Below are 21,951 nucleotides of genomic sequence, written 5' to 3'. Positions count from 1 at the left end.
TCATATGAAGGAGCGGGACGAAGAAGCATTTTTTCCATAAAAAAAGCCTCATTGCAAAAGCAGGAGGCTCAGAAATCAGTTTTTTTAATTTCAACGAAGCGGATATGATGGTCTTCCGCTTCCAGCACCTTAAATTCACACCCTTCGGCATGAAACACATCACCATTTTTCAGCTCCATTTTTTGTGTTAAGAGCCAGCCGGCAATCGTGTCAATGTCTTCATTTTCGATGGCGATATCAAGGAGATCATTCACCTCTTCTATGAGCGCCTTGCCGTCCATCACATAATGGTGTTCGCCTTTTTTGACGATGTGGGGCATTTCATCCTGGTCATATTCATCACGGATTTCCCCGACGATTTCCTCCAATATGTCTTCGACGGTCACAAGTCCCGCCGTGCCGCCGTATTCGTCAACGAGAATCGCCATATGAATCCGCTCCTTCTGCATGCGGATCAAAAGCTCCTGAACGGGGATGCTTTCAATGACTCTGATGACCGGACGCATAATTTCTTTTAATTCAATGGAGCGGCCGAGAAAATACGCCTTAAATAAATCCTTATTGTTAATAATGCCGAGAATGTGATCTTTGTCTTCCTTAATAACCGGATATCGCGTATACCGTTCGTTGATGATCAAATGTATGGCTTCATCAACTGGCTGTTCAAGCGAGATGGCGGCGATTTCGGTGCGCGGCACCATGATTTCTCTGGCGACCCGGTTATCGAATTCAAATATTTTATTGACGTAACGGAATTCAGATTGATTGATTTGACCTTTTTTATAGCTTTCAGACAAAATCAGCCGCAATTCTTCTTCACTGACCACGACCTCATGTTCTTTCACCGAATGAAATCCGAACAGCTTGACCAAAAATCCGGCTGAACCGTTTAACAGCTTAATAAACGGATACATCACTTTATAAAACAGAATGAGCGGTTTCGCCGTCCACAGACTGACGGCTTCGGCTTTTTGAATGGATATCGTTTTCGGCGCAAGCTCTCCGATAACAACGTGCAGATACGTGACGGCGATAAACGCCGCAATAAACGTGAAGACGTGCGTAATGGATGACGGCATTCCGATCAGGCTGAAAACAGGATGAAGAAGCCGCTGAATCGTCGGTTCACCGAGCCAGCCGAGTCCGAGCGCCGTAATCGTAATGCCGAGCTGGCACGCTGATAAATATTCATCGAGATTTGAAATCACCCTGTGCGCCGCGAGCGCCCGGCTGTCTCCGGTTTCAACCAGCTCCGCGATTTTTGAACCGCGGATTTTGACAATCGCAAATTCCGCAGCGACAAAGATGGCCGTTAATCCGATTAACAGCATAATGAGAATCAGTTTTAATATAAGCAAAAAAACCCCTACCGCAAACGGTAAGGGGCCACCTCCTTCGTGTTAATTCTCATCACGACCATTTAAGAAAATCATCACAAAACGAAGCAGCTCGAATAATGAAACGAGCGCCGCAGCCACATACGTCAGCGCGGCGGCGTTCAGCACTTTATTCACGCCGTGTTCTTCACTGTTGCGAATGAATCCTTCCGACACGATAATCCGCTTCGCCCTCGCGCTGGCATTAAACTCGACAGGCAGTGTGACAAGCTGGAAAAAAACAGCGGCCGAAAACAAAATAATGCCGAGTCCGATTAAGTTCAAGCTGCCCAGGAGCATCCCGCCCAAGAAAAGCAGAGGGGCAACCCCGGAGGCAAAATTGACGACCGGAAAAATTTTGTGCCTCAGCACAAGCGCGCCGTATGATTCCTGATGCTGCAAAGCATGTCCGACTTCATGGGAAGCGACGGAAATGGCGGAAATGGAGCGGCCGTAATATACCGGCTCAGATAAACGCACCACCCGCTCCGTCGGGTCGTAATGGTCTGTTAAAGTGCCTCTTACCGGTTCTACCGGCACATCATATAAACCGTTAATATCAAGAATCCGTCTTGCCGTTTCCGCCCCCGTCCGCTGACTGGAAGCTTCTACGTCTGAGTATTTCTGAAAATTGCTTTTCACTTTAAATTGTGCCCAAAACGACAATCCCAATGCAGCAATTGTTAAAAAGATAAACAGCATATTATCCTCTTCCTTTTTCTCTTATATCGTACGATTTGCTTATATATTATTTTAATGATTGTCCGCTTTCCTGTACAGAAATCCGCTTCTTTTTTCTGACAGGAATCAAACCTCCGAGCATGATGAGGATACACCCGGCCAATCCGATGTAAAACGGAAACGTGCCTGCGGTCTCTTTTGCAAAAACAAGCCATGAAAATCCGCCGGACATATGATTGTATCCATTCAAATCGAAAATAAGCAATACGGCCGCCGAAGCGAGCAGCTGCGCTCCGGCCAGCGCCGCCAGCAGTTTTTGAAAGACTGTCATTTGACTCACCCTTTTTCGGTCCGCTTTCTTTATCATATGAAAAAATGAGGGTGAATATGTTTTCGGCGATTTTTGAAAGACATCAAACGAACTGGGACATACTGTATAAAAAAAGATACAGGTGTGATCGACATGAAAGTGACAAATGGCGAGAAAGAACAGCTGAGCAATGCGATAGACAGAATGAACGAGGGGCTTGACGCCTTTATCCAGCTCTATAATGAGGCGGAAAACGACGAACCTCTCATACAGTTTGAAGATGAGACGGCCGATTTAATCAGACATGCGCGTAACTCATACGGCCAGGAACAGCTGGACGAAAAACTAAACACCATTATTAAGCAGATTTTATCCATCTCTCTGACGAAAGAAGAGGCGGACGAATGAAATCAAACCGTATTTTTATTTCCTGGCTGAGATGGCCGTTATATGTTCGGATCGGACTGATCATTATCGCTTTGATTTTATTGTTCGGCCAACTCATTTACATGCTTGAGCCGAAGCAATTCACGTCTGTGTTTGAAGGGGTTTGGTGGGCGGTTATTACGGTGGCCACAGTCGGCTACGGCGATTACGTTCCCCAGACACCGCTCGGGCAGATTGCCGGCATGGTGCTTGTATTAAGCGGAGCGAGTTTTGTGACCGCCTATTTCGCCACGCTTTCTTCAGCCGTGTTCAGCAAACAGCACCGCTATGTCGAAGGGAAGGTCGCCTTTAAAGGCAAGGGGCACGTCATTCTTATCGGATGGAATGAGAAGTCGCATATGCTGCTGAAAGAACTGCAGCACATCGCGCCGTCAAAAACTGTCGTCCTGATTGATGATTCATTAAGGGAAGGGCCGCTTATTGAAAACGTCCATTTCATCCGCGGACATGCCGCTGATGACAGTACGCTCAATAAGGCGAATATTACGGAAGCCGATACCGTCATTTTGACAGCAGACCAGCAGAAAAATGAATCCGAAGCTGATATGCTGTCGGTATTAACGCTTCTCGCCATCAAAGGGCTGCATCCGTCCGTTTATTGTATCGTGGAAATTTTAACGGAACGGTATGTCAAAAACGCCGAGCGCGCAGGAGCCAATAAGATTCTGTGCACATCACGCCTGTCGAGCCGGGTGATGTTTGAGCATTACCGGGTCAAGCTGCAGCTTGCCAAACCGCAAACGCTGTCAGATCTGACGCTGGAGAAAAAGGTGCGCATCATTCCCGTCCCCGAGGAATTAAAGGGCTCATCTTATCATGACTGTGCGCTCTATTATCTCAAACGGAATACCACGATCATCGGCATACAAAAAGAAGAGGGGCCGATGCTGACCCCTCCCCTGTCATACCAGGTGCTCGATACTGATCTGTTTTTGGCTCTTTAATGCAGCAGGACGTCTTCCAGCTCTTTCACAAGCGAGATGCCGATATCTGTATATGAGCGGTCAATTGCCGCATCCCGCCGTTTCGGCTCGGAGAATTGGTTGAATAATGACTCAAAAACACCGCCGCCTGCGTGATCATCCGTTTCCTCCTGATAGACGTGCCTCAGCAAAAAGGGTGTGCCGATTGTAACGGAGGCCCCCCGTTCATCCAGGTGTCCCTTATTTGCTTCAACAGGGATGCGGAGAAATAAATAGCCGTCCTGATCGGAAATTTTGTAATCAAAGAACCCGCGGTCATACTCCCAGCCGCCTCCGATGGTATAACCGATCGGTTTCAGCACCTGTTCCAGTTCGCGGAGTAAAAACGATTGCCCTTCAAGTGAAGATGGAATGCTGATCATGTGCATATGCTCCTTTTTGTCTTTAGCGTCCCCGCTCTGCGGCATCTTCATACGGCGCCCGGGAAGAATCGGGAGCGACAGACAGACGCCGGAAAGAGGTAACGGCGCATTCAATCAGAACATACGTCACAATTGCGGAGAGAACGGATTCCGTTGAAATATAGAAAACGGCGGCATAGAGACAGCACTTCGTGATCAGCGACTGCATCCGGCCAATCTTCAGTTTCAGCCGGACCATGTCCGTAAACAAGCCGAGAGGGAAAGCGAAAAACAGGATGGTTTGTAAGAGGGATTCAGGAGACAGTTTTAGTGCCGAATAGACAATAGCGGCGGAACAGACGGAAATGACGGCATGCTTACATAAGAGTCGTATCATTCATCATCACACCTTTCACGGTTTAAAAAAGGCTGACCCGTCATGCTGAGGGCCAGCCCTTCTTTTTATTTTTCAAGGCGTTTTTCAAGCTCTGCTTTTTTCTCTTCAAAGCCCGGTTTGCCGAGAAGCGCGAACATATTCACCTTATAGGCTTCAACACCCGGCTGATCAAACGGGTTGACTCCGAGCAGATAACCGCTCATCGCCACCGCTTTTTCAAAGAAATAGACGAGATATCCAAATGTATATGCATTAAGCTCTGGAATATTGACAATTAAGTTCGGCACTTTTCCGTCTGTATGGGCAAGCATCGTGCCTTCGAACGCTTTTTTGTTGACGAAATCGACCGTTTTGCCGGCTAAGTAATTTAAGCCGTCGAGATCATTTTCCGCTTCTTCAATTGTCAGCTCATGTTTCGGTTTTTCAACGTTTAATACAGTTTCAAACAGATCGCGTCTGCCTTCCTGCACGTATTGACCGAGAGAGTGAAGGTCTGTTGAGAAGTTAGCGGAAGAAGGATAGATGCCTTTTTCATCTTTTCCTTCACTTTCGCCGAAGAGCTGCTTCCACCATTCCGCAAAGTATTGCAGCGCAGGCTCATAGTTGATAAGCATTTCAATGGTTCTGCCTTTATTATACAGAACGTTGCGGACGACGGCGTATTGGTAAGCCGCGTTCTCTTCTAATTCCGAGCTGGAAAAGTCTTTGCTTGCATCAAGAGCGCCTTTCATCATTTCATCGATATCAGCCCCGCTTACCGCAATCGGCAGAAGGCCTACCGCAGTCAGAACGGAGAAACGTCCGCCGACATCATCAGGAATAACGAATGATTCGAAGCCTTCTTCATTAGAAAGCGTTTTTAAAGCGCCGCGCTCTTTATCTGTCGTCGCGTAAATCCGCGCTTTCGCTTCTTCTTTTCCGTATTTTTCTTCAAGAAGTTTGCGGAAAATCCGGAAAGCGATTGCAGGTTCCGTCGTCGTGCCTGATTTAGAAATGACATTGATAGAGAAATCAGCGTCTTCCAAAAGATCCATAACATCTTTCATATAAGTTGAGCTGATATTGTTGCCGATAAAGATAACTTGAGGGTTTTTGCGCTTGTCTTTCGGCAGAACGTTATAGAAAGAATGATTGAGCGCTTCAATCGCCGCGCGGGCGCCTAAGTATGAACCGCCGATACCCACGACGAGAAGCACGTCTGAATCTGATTTGATTTTTTCAGCGCTTTTTTTAATGCGCGCGAATTCTTCTTTATCGTAGTTTTCAGGGAGGTCCACCCATCCTAAAAAGTCGCTTCCGGCGCCTGTTTTTTCATGGATATTATGGTGTGCCGTTTTTACGAAATCACGTGCGTATGTAAGTTCATGTTCATTGAAAAAAGGTAACGCTCTTGAGTAATCAAAGCGTACATGCGTCATTTGCTTGTCCCTCCATCACGGTGAATTGTTTTCTCTTTCACTTTATATGAACTCACCCGCTAAATCAAGTCATGAAGAAGGCATGATGAATACGGGATTTGCGCTAAAAATGCATTTATTTTTTATACGATATCCCGGATTCGATATGGTTATATTTGTAATAATCGTGAGAGGGATAACGAATTGAATGTTGGTGATCCAGGAACGTATCACCTTTACTTTGGAGCAGGATGACATCCATCGCCAATCCCGATGGGCCGGTTCTTTTTATATAGTACTCCTCTTGAGGGGCTGCACGAAGGAATATCAAGGCATAAATGTCCAATTTTAAAAATAGTGTCTATATTTGGATTATCATGTTAAGATGAAAATAATTTTAAACCGGGAGGTGATTTTATGACTAAAACCATTGGTCTTATTTGTGGAAGTTTACGAAAAAACTCGTATAATCGAGCAATTGCTCAATCATTGATTGACTTCGATAATGCGGCTCAATTTCGCTGGGTTGAAATAGACAGTCTTCCTTTTTTTAACGAAGATTTAGAAATTGCCGGAGCACCAGACTCCGTAACATCCTTTAGAGCTGATATACAAGACGTTGACGGCGTCATCATTGTAAGTCCAGAGTACAATTCCGGAATTCCGGGGGTATTAAAAAATGCATTGGACTGGGCATCGAGACCGCGGACCTCTTCTGTTTTAAACAGAAAACCGGTTGGCTTAATCGGAGCAACCCCCGGAGGGTTCGGTACCGCCTTTGGTCAAACGCAAATGAGAGAAGTACTCGAAGCTATGCAAGTCAATGTTTTGCCCTTTCAAAAAATGCTGATTTCGCAAGTCCATGAGAAAATTGATTCCGCTCAAAACATACTTACGGATGAACAAACAAAACGTTATCTTCAACGCTATTTACAACAGTTCATCCATTGGATTGATCATGCTCCAGTTCCCGTTCCAAATTAATTGAAGGATCATCCCCCTCACGAAAAGTCACCTCAGAAATAACTTTCTATCTATACAGCATATGAATAGATTTACCGTTTTCAATTCACAAACTTACTTGCCTTAATTCAAGGAGGATGATAAAATGTCTGATCTTTATTCCCGTCTTTCAAAAGATGATGCTGCCGTGCTTTTAGTTGACCATCAAACCGGCCTTATTTCCGGTCTCGTGCGTGACTATGGCGTTGATGAATTTAAGAACAATGTATTGGCTCTCGGTGATACGGCTAAATTCTTTGATTTACCGGTTATTTTAACAACCAGCTTTGAAAACGGACCCAACGGACCGCTCATGCAAGAACTCGTTGATCTCTTTCCTGATGCGCCGAAAATAGCCCGTCCCGGACAAATTAATGCATGGGACAATGAAGATTTTGTTAAAGCCATTGAAGCGACTGGCAAAAAACAGCTGATTATCGCGGGGGTGGTAACAGACGTCTGCGTTGCTTTTCCTGCGCTTTCTGCCATTAAAGCAGGCTACGAAGTGTTTGTTGTGACAGATGCTTCGGGGACGTTTAATAAGCAAGTAGCAGATGCATCATTAACGCGTATGGCTCATGGCGGCGCGCAGCTTATGAACTGGTTCAGCGTAGCATGCGAGTTACAGCGTGATTGGCGCAACGACGTTGAAGGTTTTGGCGCATTAATCTCCAGTCATCTTCCCGGTTATCAAAACTTAATGGGAAGCTATTTGGGGGCGCAGCGGGACCTTAGTACACAAAATGCATAAAAGGAGCGCTGATTGAATCAGCGCCCCTTTTTTAAATTCGCGGCTCTTTATGATTTAGATTTTGTGTAAATAGATGATCGGCAATCGCAAAGTTAATTGATCCTTTTCTGCTAAATTTACAGAAACAGGGAGTCAAATCCGCATCATGTGAGATTTCCATAGTTGTCTCATGGCAAGGGGTGTTTCACTTGCTCTTGATGCACTAATGAAGGGACTCCCAAAACGGTTACATCTGCTGCTTGAAAATCTATTTCATCTTCACCCCGGCCGGGAATGTATCTTACAGTGACGCCTTTAAGATGGCAAGTACGTCATCTTTGTTCAGTTTTTGGAAATTGCCGAATCCGCCGTATTCCATTTCTTTTGCGGCGATGTCTGCGATCAGCTCAAGCTTGTCTTCACCGATGTCATAATCCGCAAGGCGGGACGGTGCGCCGAGGCTTGTCCAGAACGCGGACAATTTATCGATCCCTTCAAGCGCAATTTCTTTATCCGTTTTGCCTTCAGTATCAATGTCAAACATGTTGAGCATCAGGTTTTTAAAACGGTCTACATTTGTATCCAGCGTGTATCTCATCCAGTTCGGGAACAGAATTGCAAGTCCTCCCGCGTGAGGGATGTCATAAACCGCTGATACGGCGTGCTCCATCGTATGGGAAGCCCAATCGCCGAAATAGCCCATTTGCAGCGTGCCGTTTAATGCGATCGTACCCGCGTATAAAATCGTTTCACGGTGCTTATAGTTCTCAAGGTCTTCCAAAAGTTTCGGCGCTGTTTCAATTACCGTCTGAAGGACCGCAAAACACATTCTGTCCTGAAGCGGCGTGTTTTCAACATTGTGGAAGTATTGTTCAAATACGTGGCTCATCATATCCACCATGCCGTATACGGTTTGGTTTTCCGGAACGCTGAAAGTATTCTCAGGATCTAAAATGGAGAAACGCGGATGAGTGACATTGCTGCCCCATACGAATTTTTCGTTTGTTTCCCAATTTGTGATAACGGAATCAGGGTTCATTTCAGAGCCTGTCGCCGCAAGCGTCAGCACCGTGCCGAACGGGAGCGCGTCCTGCGCCGTTACTTTTTTGCTGTAAATGTCCCATGCGTCGCCGTCATATTTCGCACCGGCCGCAATCGCTTTTGTACAGTCGATGACACTTCCGCCGCCGACTGCGAGAAGGAAATCAATCTCATGCTTTCTGCACAGCTCAATTCCTTTATTTACCGTTTCCAGACGCGGGTTCGGTTCAACGCCCGCAAGCTCATGAACGGTTGCGCCTTCTTCTTTTAAGATGCCTGTTACTTGGTCATACAGGCCGTTTCGCTTAATGCTGCCGCCTCCGTATACAAGCAGCACGTTTTTCCCGTATTGCTTCAGCTCTTTTTTCAATTGGTCGATTTGACCTTTTCCGAAAATCAGTTTCGTCGGATTGTAGTACGTAAAGTTCTCCATTTATCATAACCTCCAAAAAAATCGTAAGGGAATTACTATAACACAGAAAAAAAGGAGCTGCCAATCCGGCCGCCCCCTTTATGTTATTACAATGATGCTTTCAGTATCGCAAGCACGTCTTCTTTCTGCAGCGACTTGAACTGTCCGAATGCTCCGTTTGCCATCGCTTTATCTGCAATCGTATCCAGCTTCTCATCAGAAATATCATAATCAGCGAGTCTGTTCGGAGCGCCGAGGCTCGTCCAGAAATCAGACAGCCTGCTGATTCCTTCAAGTGCGATCTCTTCATCTGATTTGCCTGTCTCGTCAATATCGAAGACACGGACGGCAAGCTGTTTAAAGCGGGCCGGATTTTCTTTGAGCACATGTCTCATCCAGTTCGGGAACAGAATCGCTAAACCTCCGGCGTGCGGTATATCGTAAACCGCTGATACCGCATGCTCGATGTTGTGTGTGGCCCAATCCCCTCTTGCGCCCATTGACAGCATTCCGTTTAATGCGATCGTGCCTGTATATAAAATCGTCTCACGAAGCTCGTAGTTCTCCAGATCATTGATCAGTTTCGGCGCTGTTTCAATCACCGTGCGCAGAAGCGATTCACACATCCGGTCCTGATACGGCGTGTTTGGCGTGTGGTGGAAATATTGTTCAAACACATGGCTCATCATATCGACCATGCCGTAAATGGTGTGGTCTTTCGGAACGGTAAATGTGTTTACCGGATCGAGAATAGAGAATTTAGGGTAAACGAGCGGGCTCCCCCATCCGTATTTCTCTTGTGTCTCCCAGTTTGTGATGACTGATCCGGAGTTCATCTCTGAACCGGTTGCCGCAAGTGTCAGCACTGTTCCGAAAGGCAGCGCTTCTTTCGGCTGGTGTTTTTTCGTGACGATATCCCACGCGTCGCCGTCATATTTAGCGCCCGCCGCGATGGCTTTCGTGCAGTCAATGACACTTCCGCCGCCAACGGCCAATAAGAAATCGATGCTGTTTTCTTTACAGAGCGCAACACCTTTGTTCACCGTTGAGACACGCGGATTCGGCTCTACGCCTGCCAATTCATGTACGGTAACTTCCGCTTTTTTCAGCAGTTCGGTTACTTGATCATAAAGACCGCTGCGCTTAATGCTGCCTCCTCCGTATACGAGCAGCACGTTTTTTCCGTACGGTTTGATTTCTTCAGGAAGTTTTTCAACCTCTCCCTTTCCGAAAATCAATTTGGTCGGATTCCAATATGTAAAGTTTTGCATGACATCTCCTCCTTTGGATTTATATTATGCAGAAAGATGACGTTCAATGTAAAGCAATCCGCTTTTTTGACGGCGCATCACATGGTTTACAGACAGCGGCTTCCCGGGAAAGGCACTTGTACAGCCTGAGACAGTGTGTGATTTACACGGCGGAGAATGTAGTATGCATAGATTCTTTGCTTTGTCACAATCTATAACTGTTTCACGAATTCATAGAGGAGGTTGTTTACATGAGTGTTATTCAGCGTATCTGTCTCGTATTAACGATTATCGGCGCTATTAACTGGGGACTGATCGGGTTTTTCCAATTTGATTTAGTAGCAGCCATCTTCGGCGGCCAAGGATCAGCTCTGTCGCGGATTATTTACGGCCTTGTCGGCATCGCCGGTCTGATCAATCTCGGCCTGCTGTTTAAGCCGAACGAAGAAACATCCCGCGAGGAAGCGGCAAATCCGGAAGTCAGATAAACATAAAAAAAGCACCGAACATACATATCCGGTGCTTTTTTTAATGATTATTTTTTGATAAGGTCTTTGCGGTTGGACTGTTCGATCCACTCTTCAAGCTTATCTTTCAATGTGTTGAAACCTTGCGGAGCAGATGTTTCTTCAGAAGCTTGAGCCGCTTTCGGTTTTCTTGGTTTGCTTTCTTTTCTTTCAGGCGCAGCTTGAGTCGCACGGATAGAAAGGCTGATTTTGCCTTTTTCTTCGTCAACCGCAAGTACTTTTACTTGTACTTCGTCACCGATAGAAAGGTGTTCGTTAATGTCTTTTACGAAACCGTGAGTGACTTCAGAAATGTGAACAAGTCCTTGAGTTTCTTCATCTAATGCAACAAACGCACCATACGCTTGTAATCCTGTTACTTTACCAGTGTAAACACTGCCCACTTCAAATTTTGCTGCCATTCATAACAACTCCTAAGTTAAATTAAATACAGATTATACGCAATTTAAAATTATATCATACAAGTTTGTTTTTCGCAAAGAGAACTTTTTTACATGATCATGTTTAGGCACAGATAAAGGGGGGTATACTATGATTACGAAGGCTTTCTAGTATTCCCCCCTTTTATTTGGATGCGAACCGGGTTCGTATCTTTTTTTATGCCCTTTTTTCAACAAACCGTTTAATTCTGACGAGCGCTTCCTGAATCTGCTCAATGGATGTCGCATAGGAACATCTGATGTAGCCTTCGCCGCTCGGGCCGAATACATTCCCCGGAACGACGGCTACTTTTTCTTCAATGAGCAGCTGTTCCGCGAATTCTTCTGAACTCATGCCGGTCGACTGAATGGAAGGAAAGGCGTAAAATGCTCCGCCGGGGTGGTGGCAGCCGAGTCCGATTTCGTTCAATGTCTCCACAATCAGGTTTCGGCGTCTCCGATAGCTTTTCTTCATTCTTTCGACGTCTTCCTGGCCGTTTTTCAGCCCTTCAAGCGCCGCGTACTGAGCCATGGAAGGCGCGCACATCATCGCGTGCTGATGAATTTTGAGCATGGCATCCCTGATCACGGGAGGCGCCGCCGTAAATCCGAGTCTCCATCCCGTCATGGCAAATGCTTTGGAGAAGCCGGAAATGAGAACCGTGCGTTCCTTCATGCCGCGGATGGCCCCCATGCTCGTGAATGGCTCATCATACGTCAGCTCGGCATAAATTTCATCGGCAAGCACGATCAAGTCGTGTTTTTCAGCGAAAGCAGCGATGGATTCAAGCTCTTCTTTCGAATAGACGGAACCTGTCGGATTTGACGGCGAGCATAGAAGCAGCGCTTTTGTTTTGTCCGTCAGGGCCGCTTCAAAATCGGCTGGGGATGCTTTGAAACCTTTTGCAGCGACAGTCTGAATCGGCACCGGCTTCGCCCCCGTCAAGGTCACGAGTGATTCATATGCGACAAAACACGGTTCGGGAATTAACATTTCCTCTCCAGGATTCATAATGGCGCGGACAGCGAGATCAAGCGCCTGGCTTGCCCCTACAGTAACGATCAGTTCACTGTCAGGCGAATAACTCAGGCCGAACCGCTGATCTAAATAGCGGCTGATTTCTTCTCTCAGTTCATAAAGACCCGCATTTGCGGTATAAGCCGTATAACCCTGTTCTAAAGAAAGAATACTCGCTTCCCTCACGTTCCAGGCCGTCACAAAGTCAGGCTCTCCCACTCCCAGTGAAATGACGCCTTCCATCGTAGCGGCCAGATCAAAGAACTTGCGGATGCCTGACGGTTTAATCTGCTGCACGTAGTCAGATAAATAAGAAGTCTTCGTTTCCATTTACGGAGACACCACGATTCTTTTGTCATCGTCTCCGCTTTCAAAGACTTTGCCGTCATGCTTATATTTTTTCAGGATGAAGTGCGTTGTCGTGGAAACGACAGACTCAAGGGTGGACAATTTTTCAGACACGAAGCTTGCCACGTCTGACATCGTGTTGCCGCGAATAACGACAGATAAGTCATACACCCCTGACATCAGGTACACTGATTCAACTTCCTGGAATCTGTATATCCGCTCAGCGACTTCATCAAAGCCGACATTTCGTTTCGGAGTGACTTTTACGTCAATCATCGCCGTGACGCCTTCCAAACCGTCGACTTTGCGCCAGTCGATCATCGCCGCATAATCAATGATGACTTTTTCCTTTTCAAGCTTTTCAATGATGCTTTTGACTTCTTCAGCGGGAATGTTTGCCATTTTCGCAATCGTTTCCGCATCAACGCGGCTGTTTTCGTCTAAAATTTCTAATATTTCTGTTTCTTTTTCGGTCAGCTTCATACGTTTCACACCTTTGCATTATCAAAAATCTTCATGACATTATATCACGATTTTCGACAAATGCTAAGAAAAACCCGAAAGAAACCAGAGCTAAAATCTGACAATCAAAAAAGCCTTTACATTACAACAAAGAAAGGACGGCGAAGGCTCTCATGGAAGCTGTTTCACCGATTAAACGGGCCGCGATAGACGGAGTTGAGCTGTATTACGAGCATTATGAAAATCCCGGCAGACAGACACTCGTCTGCGTACACGGTTTTTTATCTTCGGCATTCAGCTTCAGAAAACTGATCCCGCTGCTCAGAAACCATTATGATATTATCGCCGTTGACCTGCCTCCTTTCGGGCAATCGGAAAAGTCACGGACATTCGTATATACTTACGCAAACCTCGCCAAGCTTCTGATCGGACTTCTGGAAAAGCTCGGTATCAGCCGGGCCGCACTCATCGGCCATTCAATGGGCGGCCAGATTTCCTTATCCGCGTCTCTTCTCAGACCCGAGCTTTTTTCTAAAATCGTCCTGCTGTGCAGCTCGGGGTATTTAAAGCGCTCGCACCCGTCGATTATATTCGGGACGCATCTCCCTTGTTTTGACCTGTATCTTAAGTATTGGCTTTCAAAAGACGGCGTGCTGAACAACCTGTTAAATGTCGTTCACGACCGGACGCTTATCGATCAGGAAATGATTGACGGTTACGAAAAACCATTTACAGACCGCCAGATTTTCAAAGCGATGACAAGGTTTATCAGACATAGGGAGGGCGATTTAGAGCCCGAGGATTTGAAGAAAGTGCAAAACCCCGCTCTTTTAATCTGGGGAGAAGAAGACCGTGTCGTTCCGGTCTCAGTCGGAAAACGGCTTCATGACGACCTGCCGGATTCCATTCTGTATTCACTCAAGGATACGGGGCACCTCGTACCCGAAGAGCGCCCGGAGTTTGTTTCGGAGCGGATTTTTGAATTTATTCAATAAAAAAACCGGCGGAACCGCCGGTTTTTAAGGGGTGCAGGAGCTGCTTTCTTTTATGAACAGAAGCTGCTCGGCGGCCTTTTGGCAGCCTTCGATCGGAAGCTTTTGCTCAAATGAAGCTTCAAAGATATCCTGAATGGCTGCTGCCAGCTTGTCGGCACGGTCTTCACTGTAGACGGCCTGAACGATGTCGACGGCTTCTGTCTCATAAAAATCTTCTCCATATTTAAACGGGTCCCACTTGGCAATGATTTTCATCATTTCCATGACCGCTTGGCTTTCTTCCATTTTCATCACCGCTTATAATAAAGTTTGCAATTCTATTTTATCATAGATACGCTGTGCAAAATAATGATACTACAGGAGTGACATACATGAACTTTGATCTTCGAGAAAACCGTCTTGGCACACAATCGGTGAAATGGGACAAGGCGGAAGCGTTATTCGGCGTATCGGATGCGCTTCCGATGTGGGTTGCCGATATGGATTTCCGCGCTCCCGAAGCGGTCACTGACGCCTTAAAAGCCCGCCTTGACCACGGCATATTCGGTTACACGTCTCCTGACGAAAACACAAGAGAAGCCGTCGCTTCATGGCTTGAGACGCGGCACGGCTACCGGCCCGATCCCGCAAGCATCGCGTTCAGTCCCGGTGTTGTCACGGCAATCAGCATGGCCGTACAAGCCTTTACCGAACCGGGCGATCCGGTGTTGATTCAATCACCGGTGTATACGCCTTTTTATCAGATGATCAAGGAAAACAAACGGCAGGTTTTACATAACCCGTTACGGGAAGAAAACGGCGTCTACTGTATGGATTTTGAGGATCTTGAGAAAAAGCTGAACGATTCTGAGGTCAAGCTGATGATTCTTTGTAATCCCCACAATCCGTCCGGCAGAGCATGGAGCCGGGATGAGCTTATGAAGCTCGGATCGCTGTGCGCCGCCCATAACGTCACCGTCGTTTCTGACGAGATACATTCCGACTTAATGCTGTACGGAAAGCCGCATACGCCTTTCGCTTCTCTGTCTGAGGAGTTTGCGCGGATTTCCGTTACTTGTGTCGCGCCGAGCAAGACGTTTAATATTGCCGGCATTCAGGCATCCGCCATTATCATTCCCGATCGGTATAAGCGGGCGAAATTCTCCGCCGTATTGCATCAGAACGGAATTTCCAGCCTCAACACATTTGCGGTTGCAGCAATCGAAGCGGCCTATACAAAGGGAGGCCCTTGGCTTGACGCGCTGATTCCTTACATTGAAGGGAATATGAAATTGGCTGAGGACTTTTTAAGAAAAGAATTGCCGAAAGTCCGCATGATGAAGCCTGACGCTTCCTATTTGATCTGGATGGATTTCAGCGAATACGGATTTTCGGATGCCGAGCTCAAAGAAAGAATGCTCAAAAAAGGGAAAATCATATTAGAGCCGGGAACAAAATACGGACCGGGCGGCGAAGGATTTATGAGACTTAATGTCGGCTGTTCAGCCGCCGCCGTAAAAGAAGGGCTTAAGAGAATGAAAGCAGCGCTCGCTTAGCAGCGGAAAGAACGCCTTTATCAGATGAGATAAGGGCGTTCGCTTTAGAGAAATATATACTTTTTTTTCCGGTAAAGATGTTATAATAGATTCATATTTACATAGGAAAGGATTTCGCATAAATGGAGATTGTAAAGGATTACCTGCTTCACTTCTCTTTTATTTTATTCCCTATTTTTCTTTATCAAGTCTTCTGGCTCAGCAAGCCCGATTTGCTTGTGCCGAGAGCGAACCGCCTGCTGGTCGCCGTATTTGCAGCGTCATCTTCCTTATTATGTACGGCTTTTCCCATCCAGGAGCTTCATTCCGTCCGTTACGGTTTGCAGCTGATTCCCATTATCGTCTGCCTGCTTTATTCCGGTACCGCCGCAGGACTTGCCGCAGGGGCGGCATCCGTTTTTTTTCAGCTCATATGGTTTGAACCTTCCGCTCTTTTTTTCTTATCCTTAATTCCTTTTTTAATCATCATCCCTATCCAGCTCCAAACGAAATGGCCTTTTTTTTCAAAGCGGAAGAAACTGCTTTTCGCTCTTCTCATCGGCTGCACTGAAACCGCCTTATTAACCGCATCTGTCTTCATCTATTCCGCGACCAATATTTTCAATTTTCAAAATCTATCTTCCGTTTATTATGAGGCGGCAGTATCTGTTTTTTTTCAAGTCAGCGCCCTTTTGCTGTGCATTTATTTGATTGAGATCATTGATGAGAATGCGTCCATGCGGGCAAGGCTGATTCACTCAGAAAAAATGGCCGTCGTCAGCGAGCTTGCGGCAAGCGTCGCCCATGAAGTCCGCAATCCGCTTACGGTCGTCAGAGGTTTTGTGCAGCTGCTGTTCAGCGGCGAGCAGCTTCAGGACAAATCCCACTCCGGATATCAGAAACTTGTGCTGTCCGAACTCGACCGGGCTCAGACGATCATTACGAATTATCTCGATATGGCGAAGCAGGATGACTATGAAAAAGAAAAGTTTGATATTTCTCTGCTCGTAAAGGAAACAGGTTCCTTAATGGAGTCTTATGCCAATTTTAAATCGGTGACCGTTACGGTTCGAAGCGAGCCTGATTTATATGTGTTCGGCGATGTAAAAAAACTGAAACAGGCCTTCATTAATCTGATTAAAAACAGTATTGAAGCCGTGCCCTCTGAAAACGGTCGAATCGAGGTCTCCGTCCAAAAACAGGAAGAGATGATTCTCATTCAGATTACGGATAACGGAATCGGCATGTCCGATGAAGAACTGCAGAAACTCGGCAAACCGTATTATACGCTGAAAACGAACGGCACCGGGCTCGGGCTTACCGTGACATTCTCGATTATTCAGCATCATGAAGGCTCCGTCTGTTTCACCAGCGGCGAGCACTCGGGCACAACGGCCTCAGTCAGGCTTCCGGCAGCTGTTCACTAGCCAACCGCGTTGATCTTTTATAGAATAACTAGAGAGAGGTGAACGCTATGAATACGTTTGAAATCGGCACAATCGTAAAAGGGTTTTATAAAACAGGAGCATACATAGGGGAAGTGACAGACGTCAGGCCCAATCACTATTTAGTGAAAATTAAAGCCGTTCTGACGCATCCCGCTCAAGGAGATCTTCATCATCCGAAGCAGGCGGATGTTCCGTTTTTTCATGAAAGAAGAGCGCTTGCATTCGGGGAACAGACAAACATACCGCATCAGATGGTCAAACCGTTTGATGGCGAGGTGCCTGATTATACGGCTTCCTTACAAGCGGCGTCTGCCCGGCTGAAAGATCAGCTTACAGCGGACGGCTCAGAATGGGCGGAACGTTCGCTCGACAACTTGGCCGCGTTAGAGCGTGACTATTTTAAAAGAACTTGACCCAGTCGGCATGATTGGGTTTTTTTATGTGGCCCGGCGAAACAGTTCAGTCAGATCGATGCGATCACCGATCGTCGGAGGTTTCGGTTTTTCAAGATATTGTTTATCCCGCTCAACAAGCTTGAATAATTTGTATGTCGTCAGCGCATCATCCAGCGCTTTATGATGCGTGCCCGTCCCTTTATCGCCATACTCTTCTGCCGCTTTCCAAAGGCCGGTCAATGTTCTGTCGCCGAAGAAGTTTTTGTATTCAAGGGACAGATCCCGAAGTTCTCCTTTGAACGGAAAAGGGATGTGGTTAAACATGCAATTTTGCTTTAACACTTTCATATCCATATTGCCCCAGGTGACGATCGTACAGTTTTTATCAGGATCAAGCTCATTTAATTTGCGGATGAATTCATTAAACGTGATTCCGCCGTCCACGTCTTTTTGGGTGATATTCAGAAAGGTTTTGCATCGTTTTGTCAGCTTCGGAAATTTTTTCGGTTTGATATAACTCGAAAACGTTTCAGTCACTTCATCATTCACCGTCTTGACAATCCCCGCTTCAATAATCTCGGGAAAGAAATTTTGCGGGCTGTATTTTCCGTCAGGCATTGTAAATTCAAAATCAATAATGAGCAGACTGCGCTGATCCACTTTTTTTACACCTGCCTTTCCTCCGATCAAAAATGATATTTTATGATAGTATATCAGTTTCCCCTCTGAAACTTTCTTCATTTTCTAAAAATAATGAATTTTCCTATATCCGCATCGAAAATACAAATACCGGATTCATTCCTATATACTAATGATTAGATACACGAAAAGTAAAGAAGGTGATGTTATTTCTGTCCGTAAGAAGAACTTCGTCGTCATTTGGATTACAAATTTCTTTATTTCCGCCAGCATGACCATGATTGTTCCGTTTCTTTCGTTATATATCGAAACGATCAGCCCCCATTCGGGCGGGTATGTGCAGAGATGGAGCGGGTATGTGTTCGGCGTCACGTTTTTAATGGCGTTTGTGATTTCCCCGTTTTGGGGCAGATTCGGCGATAAGCGCGGCTACAAAAAAATTCTCTTGATTACAGGAACCGGCATTGCCGTCAGCATTTTATTGATGGGGTTTGTGACATCCGTTTATCAGCTGTTTGTCCTGCGGCTGCTTATGGGTCTAGTAACAGGCTTTGTTCCCACATCGCTTGCCATGATTTCGGCGCAGACGCCGAAAGAGACTGCCGGGAAGACGCTCGGCACGCTGCAGATGGGTCAGGTGTCAGGCACTTTATTCGGACCGATGCTGGGCGGGCTGCTCGCTGACAGCTTCGGGTTTACGTACACATTTTTTATTACGTCTTTTGTCATTTTCGCATCCGTGCTTCTCGTTTTATTTCAGGTCAATGAGCAGCCGCTCGGCGAGAAACAAAACAAGCGGAAAACCTATTCCAGAAAACAGGTGCTCTCCTATATTTTTCACCAGCCCGCGCTTTGGGCGATGATGGTGCTTACTATGATCGTGCAGACCGGCAATTTCAGCATCCAGCCGCTGCTCGCTTTATATGTCAATGAGCTGCACGGACCTGTTAATTTAGCCTTTTTCTCCGGAATGGCGTTTTCAGCGACCGGACTCGGAAGCTTACTGCTTGCCCGGAAATGGGGGGACTTCGGCGACCGCTTCGGCCACAGCCGGATCTTAATCGTGCTTTTGATTGCCTCAGCGGTGTTTTTCATTCCGCAGGCGCTCGCCTCCTCCCTCTCCATTCTGTTAGTCTTCAGATTTCTGTTCGGCATGGTCATGGGCGGCACGCTCCCCTGCATTACGGCCGCAATCCGCGTCAGGGCGCCGGGCAGCATCCAGGGAGAGGTGCTCGGCTATAACGTCAGCTTTCGTTTTCTCGGAAATGTGCTCGGCCCTCTGCTCGGAGGTGCGGTCTCAAGCGGTTTTTCCATTTCGGCTGCTTTCTACGTCACCGCCTTTCTCTTTTTAATAGGCGCGGGGCTCTTATGGATGGCGGGACATCTGCAAAAGGATACAGCGTCAAATGCGGGCTGACCGGCAGCGATCACGATTTCTTCTAAATTTAACCTTCTCGTATTCTTAAAAGAATGATACGATATGGCTAGAAATCAGGAGAAAAGAGAGTGACCATGGTACGTAAAATAATCGGATGGATTTTGCTGCTCGGCATTATCCCGTTGTGTGCATTTACAGTTATTGCTTCCGGCAAAGAGGTAAAACAAATCAAGCCTTTTGATCAGGTGCTCGATAAACATATTGATTTAAAAGCGATCAACCTGGTTCAAAACAGTTACATGTATGACAGGGACGGAAGCCTTGTTTCTGAGATTGTCAGCGATCATGAGAACCGCGTGATCGTGCCCTTTAATAAAATACCGAATGAGGTAAAACAACTGTTTTTAACCTCTGAAGACCGTCATTTTTATGAGCATAAAGGGTTTGACTTTATGGGGATGGTCAGGGCGGCCGCCTCCAATTTCAAAGATCATAAAATTGATCAGGGCGCCAGCACCATCACCCAGCAGCTGGCAAGGAATGTGTATTTAAGCCATGAACGCACCTTCAGCCGAAAACTGACGGAGCTGGCCTATTCCTATCAGCTTGAGAAAAAATACAGCAAAGATGAGATTTTAGAAGGCTACTTAAATACGATTTATTTTAATAACGGCGTATACGGTGTCGGTTCGGCGGCACAATTTTATTTCAGCAAGCCGCTGAAATCTCTCACTTTGGGAGAAATGGCCTTTATCTGCGCCATCCCTAATAACCCTACATTATATGATCCTCTCAAGCATTTTGATTATACGAAAAAACGACAAGTCAGATTGCTTAACGGATTAAAAAAAGCAGGCGTTATATCCGGGAAACAGCTGAAAAAAGCCGAAAAGGAAAAGATCAAGCTTGATATAAACGAAAAAACAAATAAATATCCTGACTATGTTTCCTATGTAAATGATGAATTCACACAGCTTGTTTCATCATCCGAAGGCTATGACAAACGTCTTGAAAAAGCTTCCGGAAAGGCGAAACAAAAAATACAGAGTGAGCTTTCAGACAGAGTCAGCACATTGTTAAAAGACGGCGTGAAGATTTATACAGCGCTGAATCCGTATATGCAAAACCAGGTCGTCGCCCAAGTGAATCAAAATCTGCCGTATGCAGGCGTCCAAGGCGGAGCGGCCGTGATTAATCATCAGACACATCAGATTATCGCGCTTTCAGGCGGGAAAGATTACCATAAATATGATTTCAACCGTGCCTATCAGGCATACAGACAGCCCGGTTCATCCATTAAGCCGCTGCTTGATTACGGACCTTACATTGAAAAGACCGGCGCAACGCCACACAGCAAGATTGACGCAAGCAAATTCTGCAGTGCGGATTACTGTCCGCAAAACTACAATAACCGCACGTACGGTACGGTCACGCTGGAAACGGCGTTTAAATACTCGTACAACACACCGGCCATCAGAATCATGGACCGCGTCGGCGTCAATAAGGCGTTCAGCTACCTTGAACCGTTTCATTTCGCGAAGCTGGTCAGCGCGGATTACCGTCTGCCTGCGGCGCTTGGCGGTTTTACAAACGGCATGACGCCGCTTGAAATGACCAATGCGTACACCACGTTCGGCAACAACGGCGTTTATACGCCGAGTCACGCGATTACAAAAGTGACTGATTTAAAAGGAAAAACGATATTAAAATGGAAAGATGAGCCGACGCAGGTATTCAGCGTGCGGACCAACATGCAGATCAAAGAAATGATGAAAGCCGTCGTCAAGAGCGGTACAGGAAAGAAAGCGAACTTTAAAGCTCCGTACGTCGGCGGAAAATCAGGAACGTCAAATGACTATCACGATATGTGGTTTGTCGGCCTGACGGACGCTTATACGATGGGGGTATGGGTCGGCAAGGATACACCGTCAAGCGTCGAATACCTTCATGACGCAAGCCCTCAGCTTTCGATCTGGAAAAACACGCTGCAGGCAGCTTATTAAAGATAACGGAGGGGATCCGCTTTGAAACCAGCTCAGCTTCCGGACCGCGTACTTTTGTTTGACGGCGTCTGCAACTTATGCAGCGGCGCCGTTCAATTCATCATTAAACGCGATCCGGCCGGCAAAATCTCATTTGCATCATTGCAATCAGATACCGCCCGGGAGCTTTTGGCATCAGAAGGACTTCCGACAGAACAATTTGACAGCATGATTTTTATCGAAAACGGGCGGATATACAAAAAATCCGCCGCCGTGTTAAAGGTTTCCCGTCATCTCCGCGGAGCCTGGCGGCTGTCAGCGGTTTTTTTCGCAGTGCCCCGCCCCCTCAGGGATAGAGCCTATTCTTTCATCGCCCGGCGCCGCTACAAATGGTTCGGAAAAAGGGAAGCATGCATGCTCCCCTCCCCTGAGATCAAAAACAGATTTCTGTCTTAACAA

Annotated in this window: 25 protein-coding genes; 12 read left to right on the top strand and 13 right to left on the bottom strand. The window is 46.5% G+C overall.

The window, feature by feature from the left end; genetic code table 11:
* Window positions 1-68 precede the first annotated feature (68 nt).
* Genes NQS30_RS03635 through NQS30_RS03625 form a run of 3 tightly spaced genes read right to left on the bottom strand, consistent with a single transcriptional unit; the run spans window position 69 to window position 2,388 of the window.
* A complete protein-coding gene (locus NQS30_RS03635) occupies window positions 69-1,358 on the bottom strand; it encodes a hemolysin family protein (protein ID WP_218791339.1) in 1,290 nt (429 codons plus the stop codon).
* A 42-nt stretch (window positions 1,359-1,400) separates the two neighbouring features.
* The gene (locus NQS30_RS03630) at window positions 1,401-2,078 is read right to left on the bottom strand and encodes a zinc metallopeptidase (RefSeq protein WP_003152125.1); all 678 of its coding nucleotides are present in this window, start codon (window positions 2,076-2,078) and stop codon (window positions 1,401-1,403) included.
* A 46-nt stretch (window positions 2,079-2,124) separates the two neighbouring features.
* Complete coding sequence (locus tag NQS30_RS03625; protein WP_015240463.1) at window positions 2,125-2,388, bottom strand: YuzI family membrane protein; 264 nt, start codon at window positions 2,386-2,388, stop codon at window positions 2,125-2,127.
* Window positions 2,389-2,520: 132 nt separating this feature from the next.
* Here NQS30_RS03625 and NQS30_RS03620 point away from each other — a divergent pair, with 132 nt between their 5' ends.
* Both NQS30_RS03620 and NQS30_RS03615 read left to right on the top strand, forming a co-directional pair.
* Window positions 2,521-2,775: a hypothetical protein gene (locus NQS30_RS03620; RefSeq protein ID WP_015240464.1), complete on the top strand. Its 255-nt coding sequence runs from the start codon at window positions 2,521-2,523 to the stop codon at window positions 2,773-2,775.
* Window positions 2,772-3,758: a potassium channel family protein gene (locus NQS30_RS03615; protein ID WP_015240465.1), complete on the top strand. Its 987-nt coding sequence runs from the start codon at window positions 2,772-2,774 to the stop codon at window positions 3,756-3,758. The genes NQS30_RS03620 and NQS30_RS03615 overlap by 4 nt, the downstream gene beginning before the upstream one ends.
* Here the strand turns inward: NQS30_RS03615 and NQS30_RS03610 are convergent.
* From NQS30_RS03610 to NQS30_RS03600, 3 genes are all read right to left on the bottom strand, one after another.
* On the bottom strand, window positions 3,755-4,159 hold the full coding sequence (locus tag NQS30_RS03610) for a YugN-like family protein (RefSeq protein WP_059367936.1): 405 nt from the start codon (window positions 4,157-4,159) through the stop codon (window positions 3,755-3,757). The two genes, NQS30_RS03615 and NQS30_RS03610, sit on opposite strands and share 4 nt — an antisense overlap.
* 22 nt (window positions 4,160-4,181) lie before the next feature.
* Complete coding sequence (locus tag NQS30_RS03605; protein ID WP_232603435.1) at window positions 4,182-4,535, bottom strand: transporter; 354 nt, start codon at window positions 4,533-4,535, stop codon at window positions 4,182-4,184.
* Between the two features lie 65 nt (window positions 4,536-4,600).
* Window positions 4,601-5,953, bottom strand: a complete 1,353-nt coding sequence (locus NQS30_RS03600) for a glucose-6-phosphate isomerase (RefSeq protein WP_007408647.1) — start codon at window positions 5,951-5,953, stop codon at window positions 4,601-4,603.
* 396 nt (window positions 5,954-6,349) lie between these two features.
* On the opposite strand from NQS30_RS03600, the gene NQS30_RS03595 reads away from it, so the two are divergent.
* Window positions 6,350-6,916 carry an NADPH-dependent FMN reductase gene (locus NQS30_RS03595; protein WP_022537146.1) on the top strand — a complete coding sequence of 189 codons (567 nt, stop codon included), beginning with the start codon at window positions 6,350-6,352 and terminating at the stop codon, window positions 6,914-6,916.
* 124 nt (window positions 6,917-7,040) lie between these two features.
* Window positions 7,041-7,685: an isochorismate family cysteine hydrolase YcaC gene (gene ycaC / locus NQS30_RS03590; RefSeq protein ID WP_012118295.1), complete on the top strand. Its 645-nt coding sequence runs from the start codon at window positions 7,041-7,043 to the stop codon at window positions 7,683-7,685.
* Window positions 7,686-7,965: 280 nt separating this feature from the next.
* Here ycaC and NQS30_RS03585 read toward each other — a convergent pair whose 3' ends face one another.
* Together NQS30_RS03585 and NQS30_RS03580 are read right to left on the bottom strand one after the other, a co-directional pair.
* Entirely contained in the window at window positions 7,966-9,138 is a 1,173-nt protein-coding gene (locus NQS30_RS03585) for an iron-containing alcohol dehydrogenase (RefSeq protein WP_007408651.1), read from the bottom strand.
* Window positions 9,139-9,224: 86 nt separating this feature from the next.
* The gene (locus tag NQS30_RS03580) at window positions 9,225-10,388 is read right to left on the bottom strand and encodes an iron-containing alcohol dehydrogenase (protein WP_025285178.1); all 1,164 of its coding nucleotides are present in this window, start codon (window positions 10,386-10,388) and stop codon (window positions 9,225-9,227) included.
* 230 nt (window positions 10,389-10,618) lie between these two features.
* Here NQS30_RS03580 and NQS30_RS03575 point away from each other — a divergent pair, with 230 nt between their 5' ends.
* The gene (locus tag NQS30_RS03575; protein ID WP_003152104.1) at window positions 10,619-10,855 is read left to right on the top strand and encodes a DUF378 domain-containing protein; all 237 of its coding nucleotides are present in this window, start codon (window positions 10,619-10,621) and stop codon (window positions 10,853-10,855) included.
* Window positions 10,856-10,902: 47 nt separating this feature from the next.
* Here the strand turns inward: NQS30_RS03575 and yugI are convergent, their stop codons facing one another.
* The 3 genes from yugI to NQS30_RS03560 form a co-directional block, all read right to left on the bottom strand.
* The gene (gene yugI / locus NQS30_RS03570; protein ID WP_007408653.1) at window positions 10,903-11,295 is read right to left on the bottom strand and encodes a S1 domain-containing post-transcriptional regulator GSP13; all 393 of its coding nucleotides are present in this window, start codon (window positions 11,293-11,295) and stop codon (window positions 10,903-10,905) included.
* A gap of 196 nt (window positions 11,296-11,491) precedes the next feature.
* Window positions 11,492-12,661 (bottom strand): aminotransferase, encoded by a 1,170-nt coding sequence (locus NQS30_RS03565; RefSeq protein ID WP_029973792.1) that lies wholly within the window; start codon window positions 12,659-12,661, stop codon window positions 11,492-11,494.
* A complete protein-coding gene (locus tag NQS30_RS03560) occupies window positions 12,662-13,162 on the bottom strand; it encodes an Lrp/AsnC family transcriptional regulator (protein ID WP_003152098.1) in 501 nt (166 codons plus the stop codon).
* Window positions 13,163-13,314: 152 nt separating this feature from the next.
* Between NQS30_RS03560 and NQS30_RS03555 the strand changes: the two genes are divergently transcribed.
* Window positions 13,315-14,136, top strand: coding sequence for an alpha/beta fold hydrolase (locus NQS30_RS03555; protein WP_007408654.1), 822 nt, complete (start codon window positions 13,315-13,317; stop codon window positions 14,134-14,136).
* 24 nt (window positions 14,137-14,160) lie between these two features.
* Here the strand turns inward: NQS30_RS03555 and NQS30_RS03550 are convergent, their stop codons facing one another.
* On the bottom strand, window positions 14,161-14,421 hold the full coding sequence (locus NQS30_RS03550; protein ID WP_003152094.1) for a DUF1871 family protein: 261 nt from the start codon (window positions 14,419-14,421) through the stop codon (window positions 14,161-14,163).
* An 86-nt stretch (window positions 14,422-14,507) separates the two neighbouring features.
* Here NQS30_RS03550 and NQS30_RS03545 point away from each other — a divergent pair, with 86 nt between their 5' ends.
* The 3 genes from NQS30_RS03545 to kapB all read left to right on the top strand — a co-directional run bounded on the left by NQS30_RS03545 (window position 14,508) and on the right by kapB (window position 17,511).
* Window positions 14,508-15,671 carry a MalY/PatB family protein gene (locus NQS30_RS03545; RefSeq protein WP_218791340.1) on the top strand — a complete coding sequence of 388 codons (1,164 nt, stop codon included), beginning with the start codon at window positions 14,508-14,510 and terminating at the stop codon, window positions 15,669-15,671.
* Window positions 15,672-15,793: 122 nt separating this feature from the next.
* Window positions 15,794-17,077, top strand: a complete 1,284-nt coding sequence (locus NQS30_RS03540) for a sensor histidine kinase (protein WP_015240472.1) — start codon at window positions 15,794-15,796, stop codon at window positions 17,075-17,077.
* Between the two features lie 47 nt (window positions 17,078-17,124).
* Window positions 17,125-17,511 carry a kinase-associated lipoprotein KapB gene (gene kapB, locus NQS30_RS03535; protein WP_015240473.1) on the top strand — a complete coding sequence of 129 codons (387 nt, stop codon included), beginning with the start codon at window positions 17,125-17,127 and terminating at the stop codon, window positions 17,509-17,511.
* Between the two features lie 24 nt (window positions 17,512-17,535).
* Here kapB and kapD read toward each other — a convergent pair whose 3' ends face one another.
* Window positions 17,536-18,153, bottom strand: a complete 618-nt coding sequence (gene kapD / locus NQS30_RS03530) for a 3'-5' exonuclease KapD (protein WP_041482083.1) — start codon at window positions 18,151-18,153, stop codon at window positions 17,536-17,538.
* A gap of 151 nt (window positions 18,154-18,304) precedes the next feature.
* Here kapD and NQS30_RS03525 point away from each other — a divergent pair, with 151 nt between their 5' ends.
* The 3 genes from NQS30_RS03525 (at window position 18,305) to NQS30_RS03515 (ending at window position 21,948) form a co-directional block, all read left to right on the top strand.
* Window positions 18,305-19,549 (top strand): multidrug efflux MFS transporter, encoded by a 1,245-nt coding sequence (locus NQS30_RS03525; RefSeq protein ID WP_007408659.1) that lies wholly within the window; start codon window positions 18,305-18,307, stop codon window positions 19,547-19,549.
* 89 nt (window positions 19,550-19,638) lie between these two features.
* The gene (locus tag NQS30_RS03520) at window positions 19,639-21,513 is read left to right on the top strand and encodes a transglycosylase domain-containing protein (RefSeq protein ID WP_012118304.1); all 1,875 of its coding nucleotides are present in this window, start codon (window positions 19,639-19,641) and stop codon (window positions 21,511-21,513) included.
* Window positions 21,514-21,534: 21 nt separating this feature from the next.
* A complete protein-coding gene (locus tag NQS30_RS03515; RefSeq protein ID WP_014305710.1) occupies window positions 21,535-21,948 on the top strand; it encodes a thiol-disulfide oxidoreductase DCC family protein in 414 nt (137 codons plus the stop codon).
* Window positions 21,949-21,951 lie beyond the last annotated feature (3 nt).

It is taken from the genome of Bacillus sp. B1(2022) (assembly GCF_040259625.1).
GTDB classification, from domain to species: Bacteria; Bacillota; Bacilli; order Bacillales; family Bacillaceae; genus Bacillus; species Bacillus velezensis.
The sequence above is the reverse complement of the archived record's forward strand: the minus strand, read 5'-3'. Positions and strand labels throughout refer to the sequence as shown.

Excerpts from the sequence above, each read along its gene's own strand:
- NQS30_RS03630 (WP_003152125.1), bottom strand. The coding sequence starts at position 2,078 with ATGCTGTTTATCTTTTTAACAATTGCTGCATTGGGATTGTCGTTTTGG.
- NQS30_RS03625 (WP_015240463.1), bottom strand. The coding sequence starts at position 2,388 with ATGACAGTCTTTCAAAAACTGCTGGCGGCGCTGGCCGGAGCGCAGCTG.
- NQS30_RS03620 (WP_015240464.1), top strand. The coding sequence starts at position 2,521 with ATGAAAGTGACAAATGGCGAGAAAGAACAGCTGAGCAATGCGATAGAC.
- NQS30_RS03615 (WP_015240465.1), top strand. The coding sequence starts at position 2,772 with ATGAAATCAAACCGTATTTTTATTTCCTGGCTGAGATGGCCGTTATAT.
- NQS30_RS03610 (WP_059367936.1), bottom strand. The coding sequence starts at position 4,159 with ATGATCAGCATTCCATCTTCACTTGAAGGGCAATCGTTTTTACTCCGC.
- NQS30_RS03605 (WP_232603435.1), bottom strand. The coding sequence starts at position 4,535 with ATGATACGACTCTTATGTAAGCATGCCGTCATTTCCGTCTGTTCCGCC.
- NQS30_RS03600 (WP_007408647.1), bottom strand. The coding sequence starts at position 5,953 with ATGACGCATGTACGCTTTGATTACTCAAGAGCGTTACCTTTTTTCAAT.
- NQS30_RS03595 (WP_022537146.1), top strand. The coding sequence starts at position 6,350 with ATGACTAAAACCATTGGTCTTATTTGTGGAAGTTTACGAAAAAACTCG.
- ycaC (WP_012118295.1), top strand. The coding sequence starts at position 7,041 with ATGTCTGATCTTTATTCCCGTCTTTCAAAAGATGATGCTGCCGTGCTT.
- NQS30_RS03585 (WP_007408651.1), bottom strand. The coding sequence starts at position 9,138 with ATGGAGAACTTTACGTACTACAATCCGACGAAACTGATTTTCGGAAAA.
- NQS30_RS03580 (WP_025285178.1), bottom strand. The coding sequence starts at position 10,388 with ATGCAAAACTTTACATATTGGAATCCGACCAAATTGATTTTCGGAAAG.
- NQS30_RS03575 (WP_003152104.1), top strand. The coding sequence starts at position 10,619 with ATGAGTGTTATTCAGCGTATCTGTCTCGTATTAACGATTATCGGCGCT.
- yugI (WP_007408653.1), bottom strand. The coding sequence starts at position 11,295 with ATGGCAGCAAAATTTGAAGTGGGCAGTGTTTACACTGGTAAAGTAACA.
- NQS30_RS03565 (WP_029973792.1), bottom strand. The coding sequence starts at position 12,661 with ATGGAAACGAAGACTTCTTATTTATCTGACTACGTGCAGCAGATTAAA.
- NQS30_RS03560 (WP_003152098.1), bottom strand. The coding sequence starts at position 13,162 with ATGAAGCTGACCGAAAAAGAAACAGAAATATTAGAAATTTTAGACGAA.
- NQS30_RS03555 (WP_007408654.1), top strand. The coding sequence starts at position 13,315 with ATGGAAGCTGTTTCACCGATTAAACGGGCCGCGATAGACGGAGTTGAG.
- NQS30_RS03550 (WP_003152094.1), bottom strand. The coding sequence starts at position 14,421 with ATGGAAGAAAGCCAAGCGGTCATGGAAATGATGAAAATCATTGCCAAG.
- NQS30_RS03545 (WP_218791340.1), top strand. The coding sequence starts at position 14,508 with ATGAACTTTGATCTTCGAGAAAACCGTCTTGGCACACAATCGGTGAAA.
- NQS30_RS03540 (WP_015240472.1), top strand. The coding sequence starts at position 15,794 with ATGGAGATTGTAAAGGATTACCTGCTTCACTTCTCTTTTATTTTATTC.
- kapB (WP_015240473.1), top strand. The coding sequence starts at position 17,125 with ATGAATACGTTTGAAATCGGCACAATCGTAAAAGGGTTTTATAAAACA.
- NQS30_RS03525 (WP_007408659.1), top strand. The coding sequence starts at position 18,305 with ATGATTAGATACACGAAAAGTAAAGAAGGTGATGTTATTTCTGTCCGT.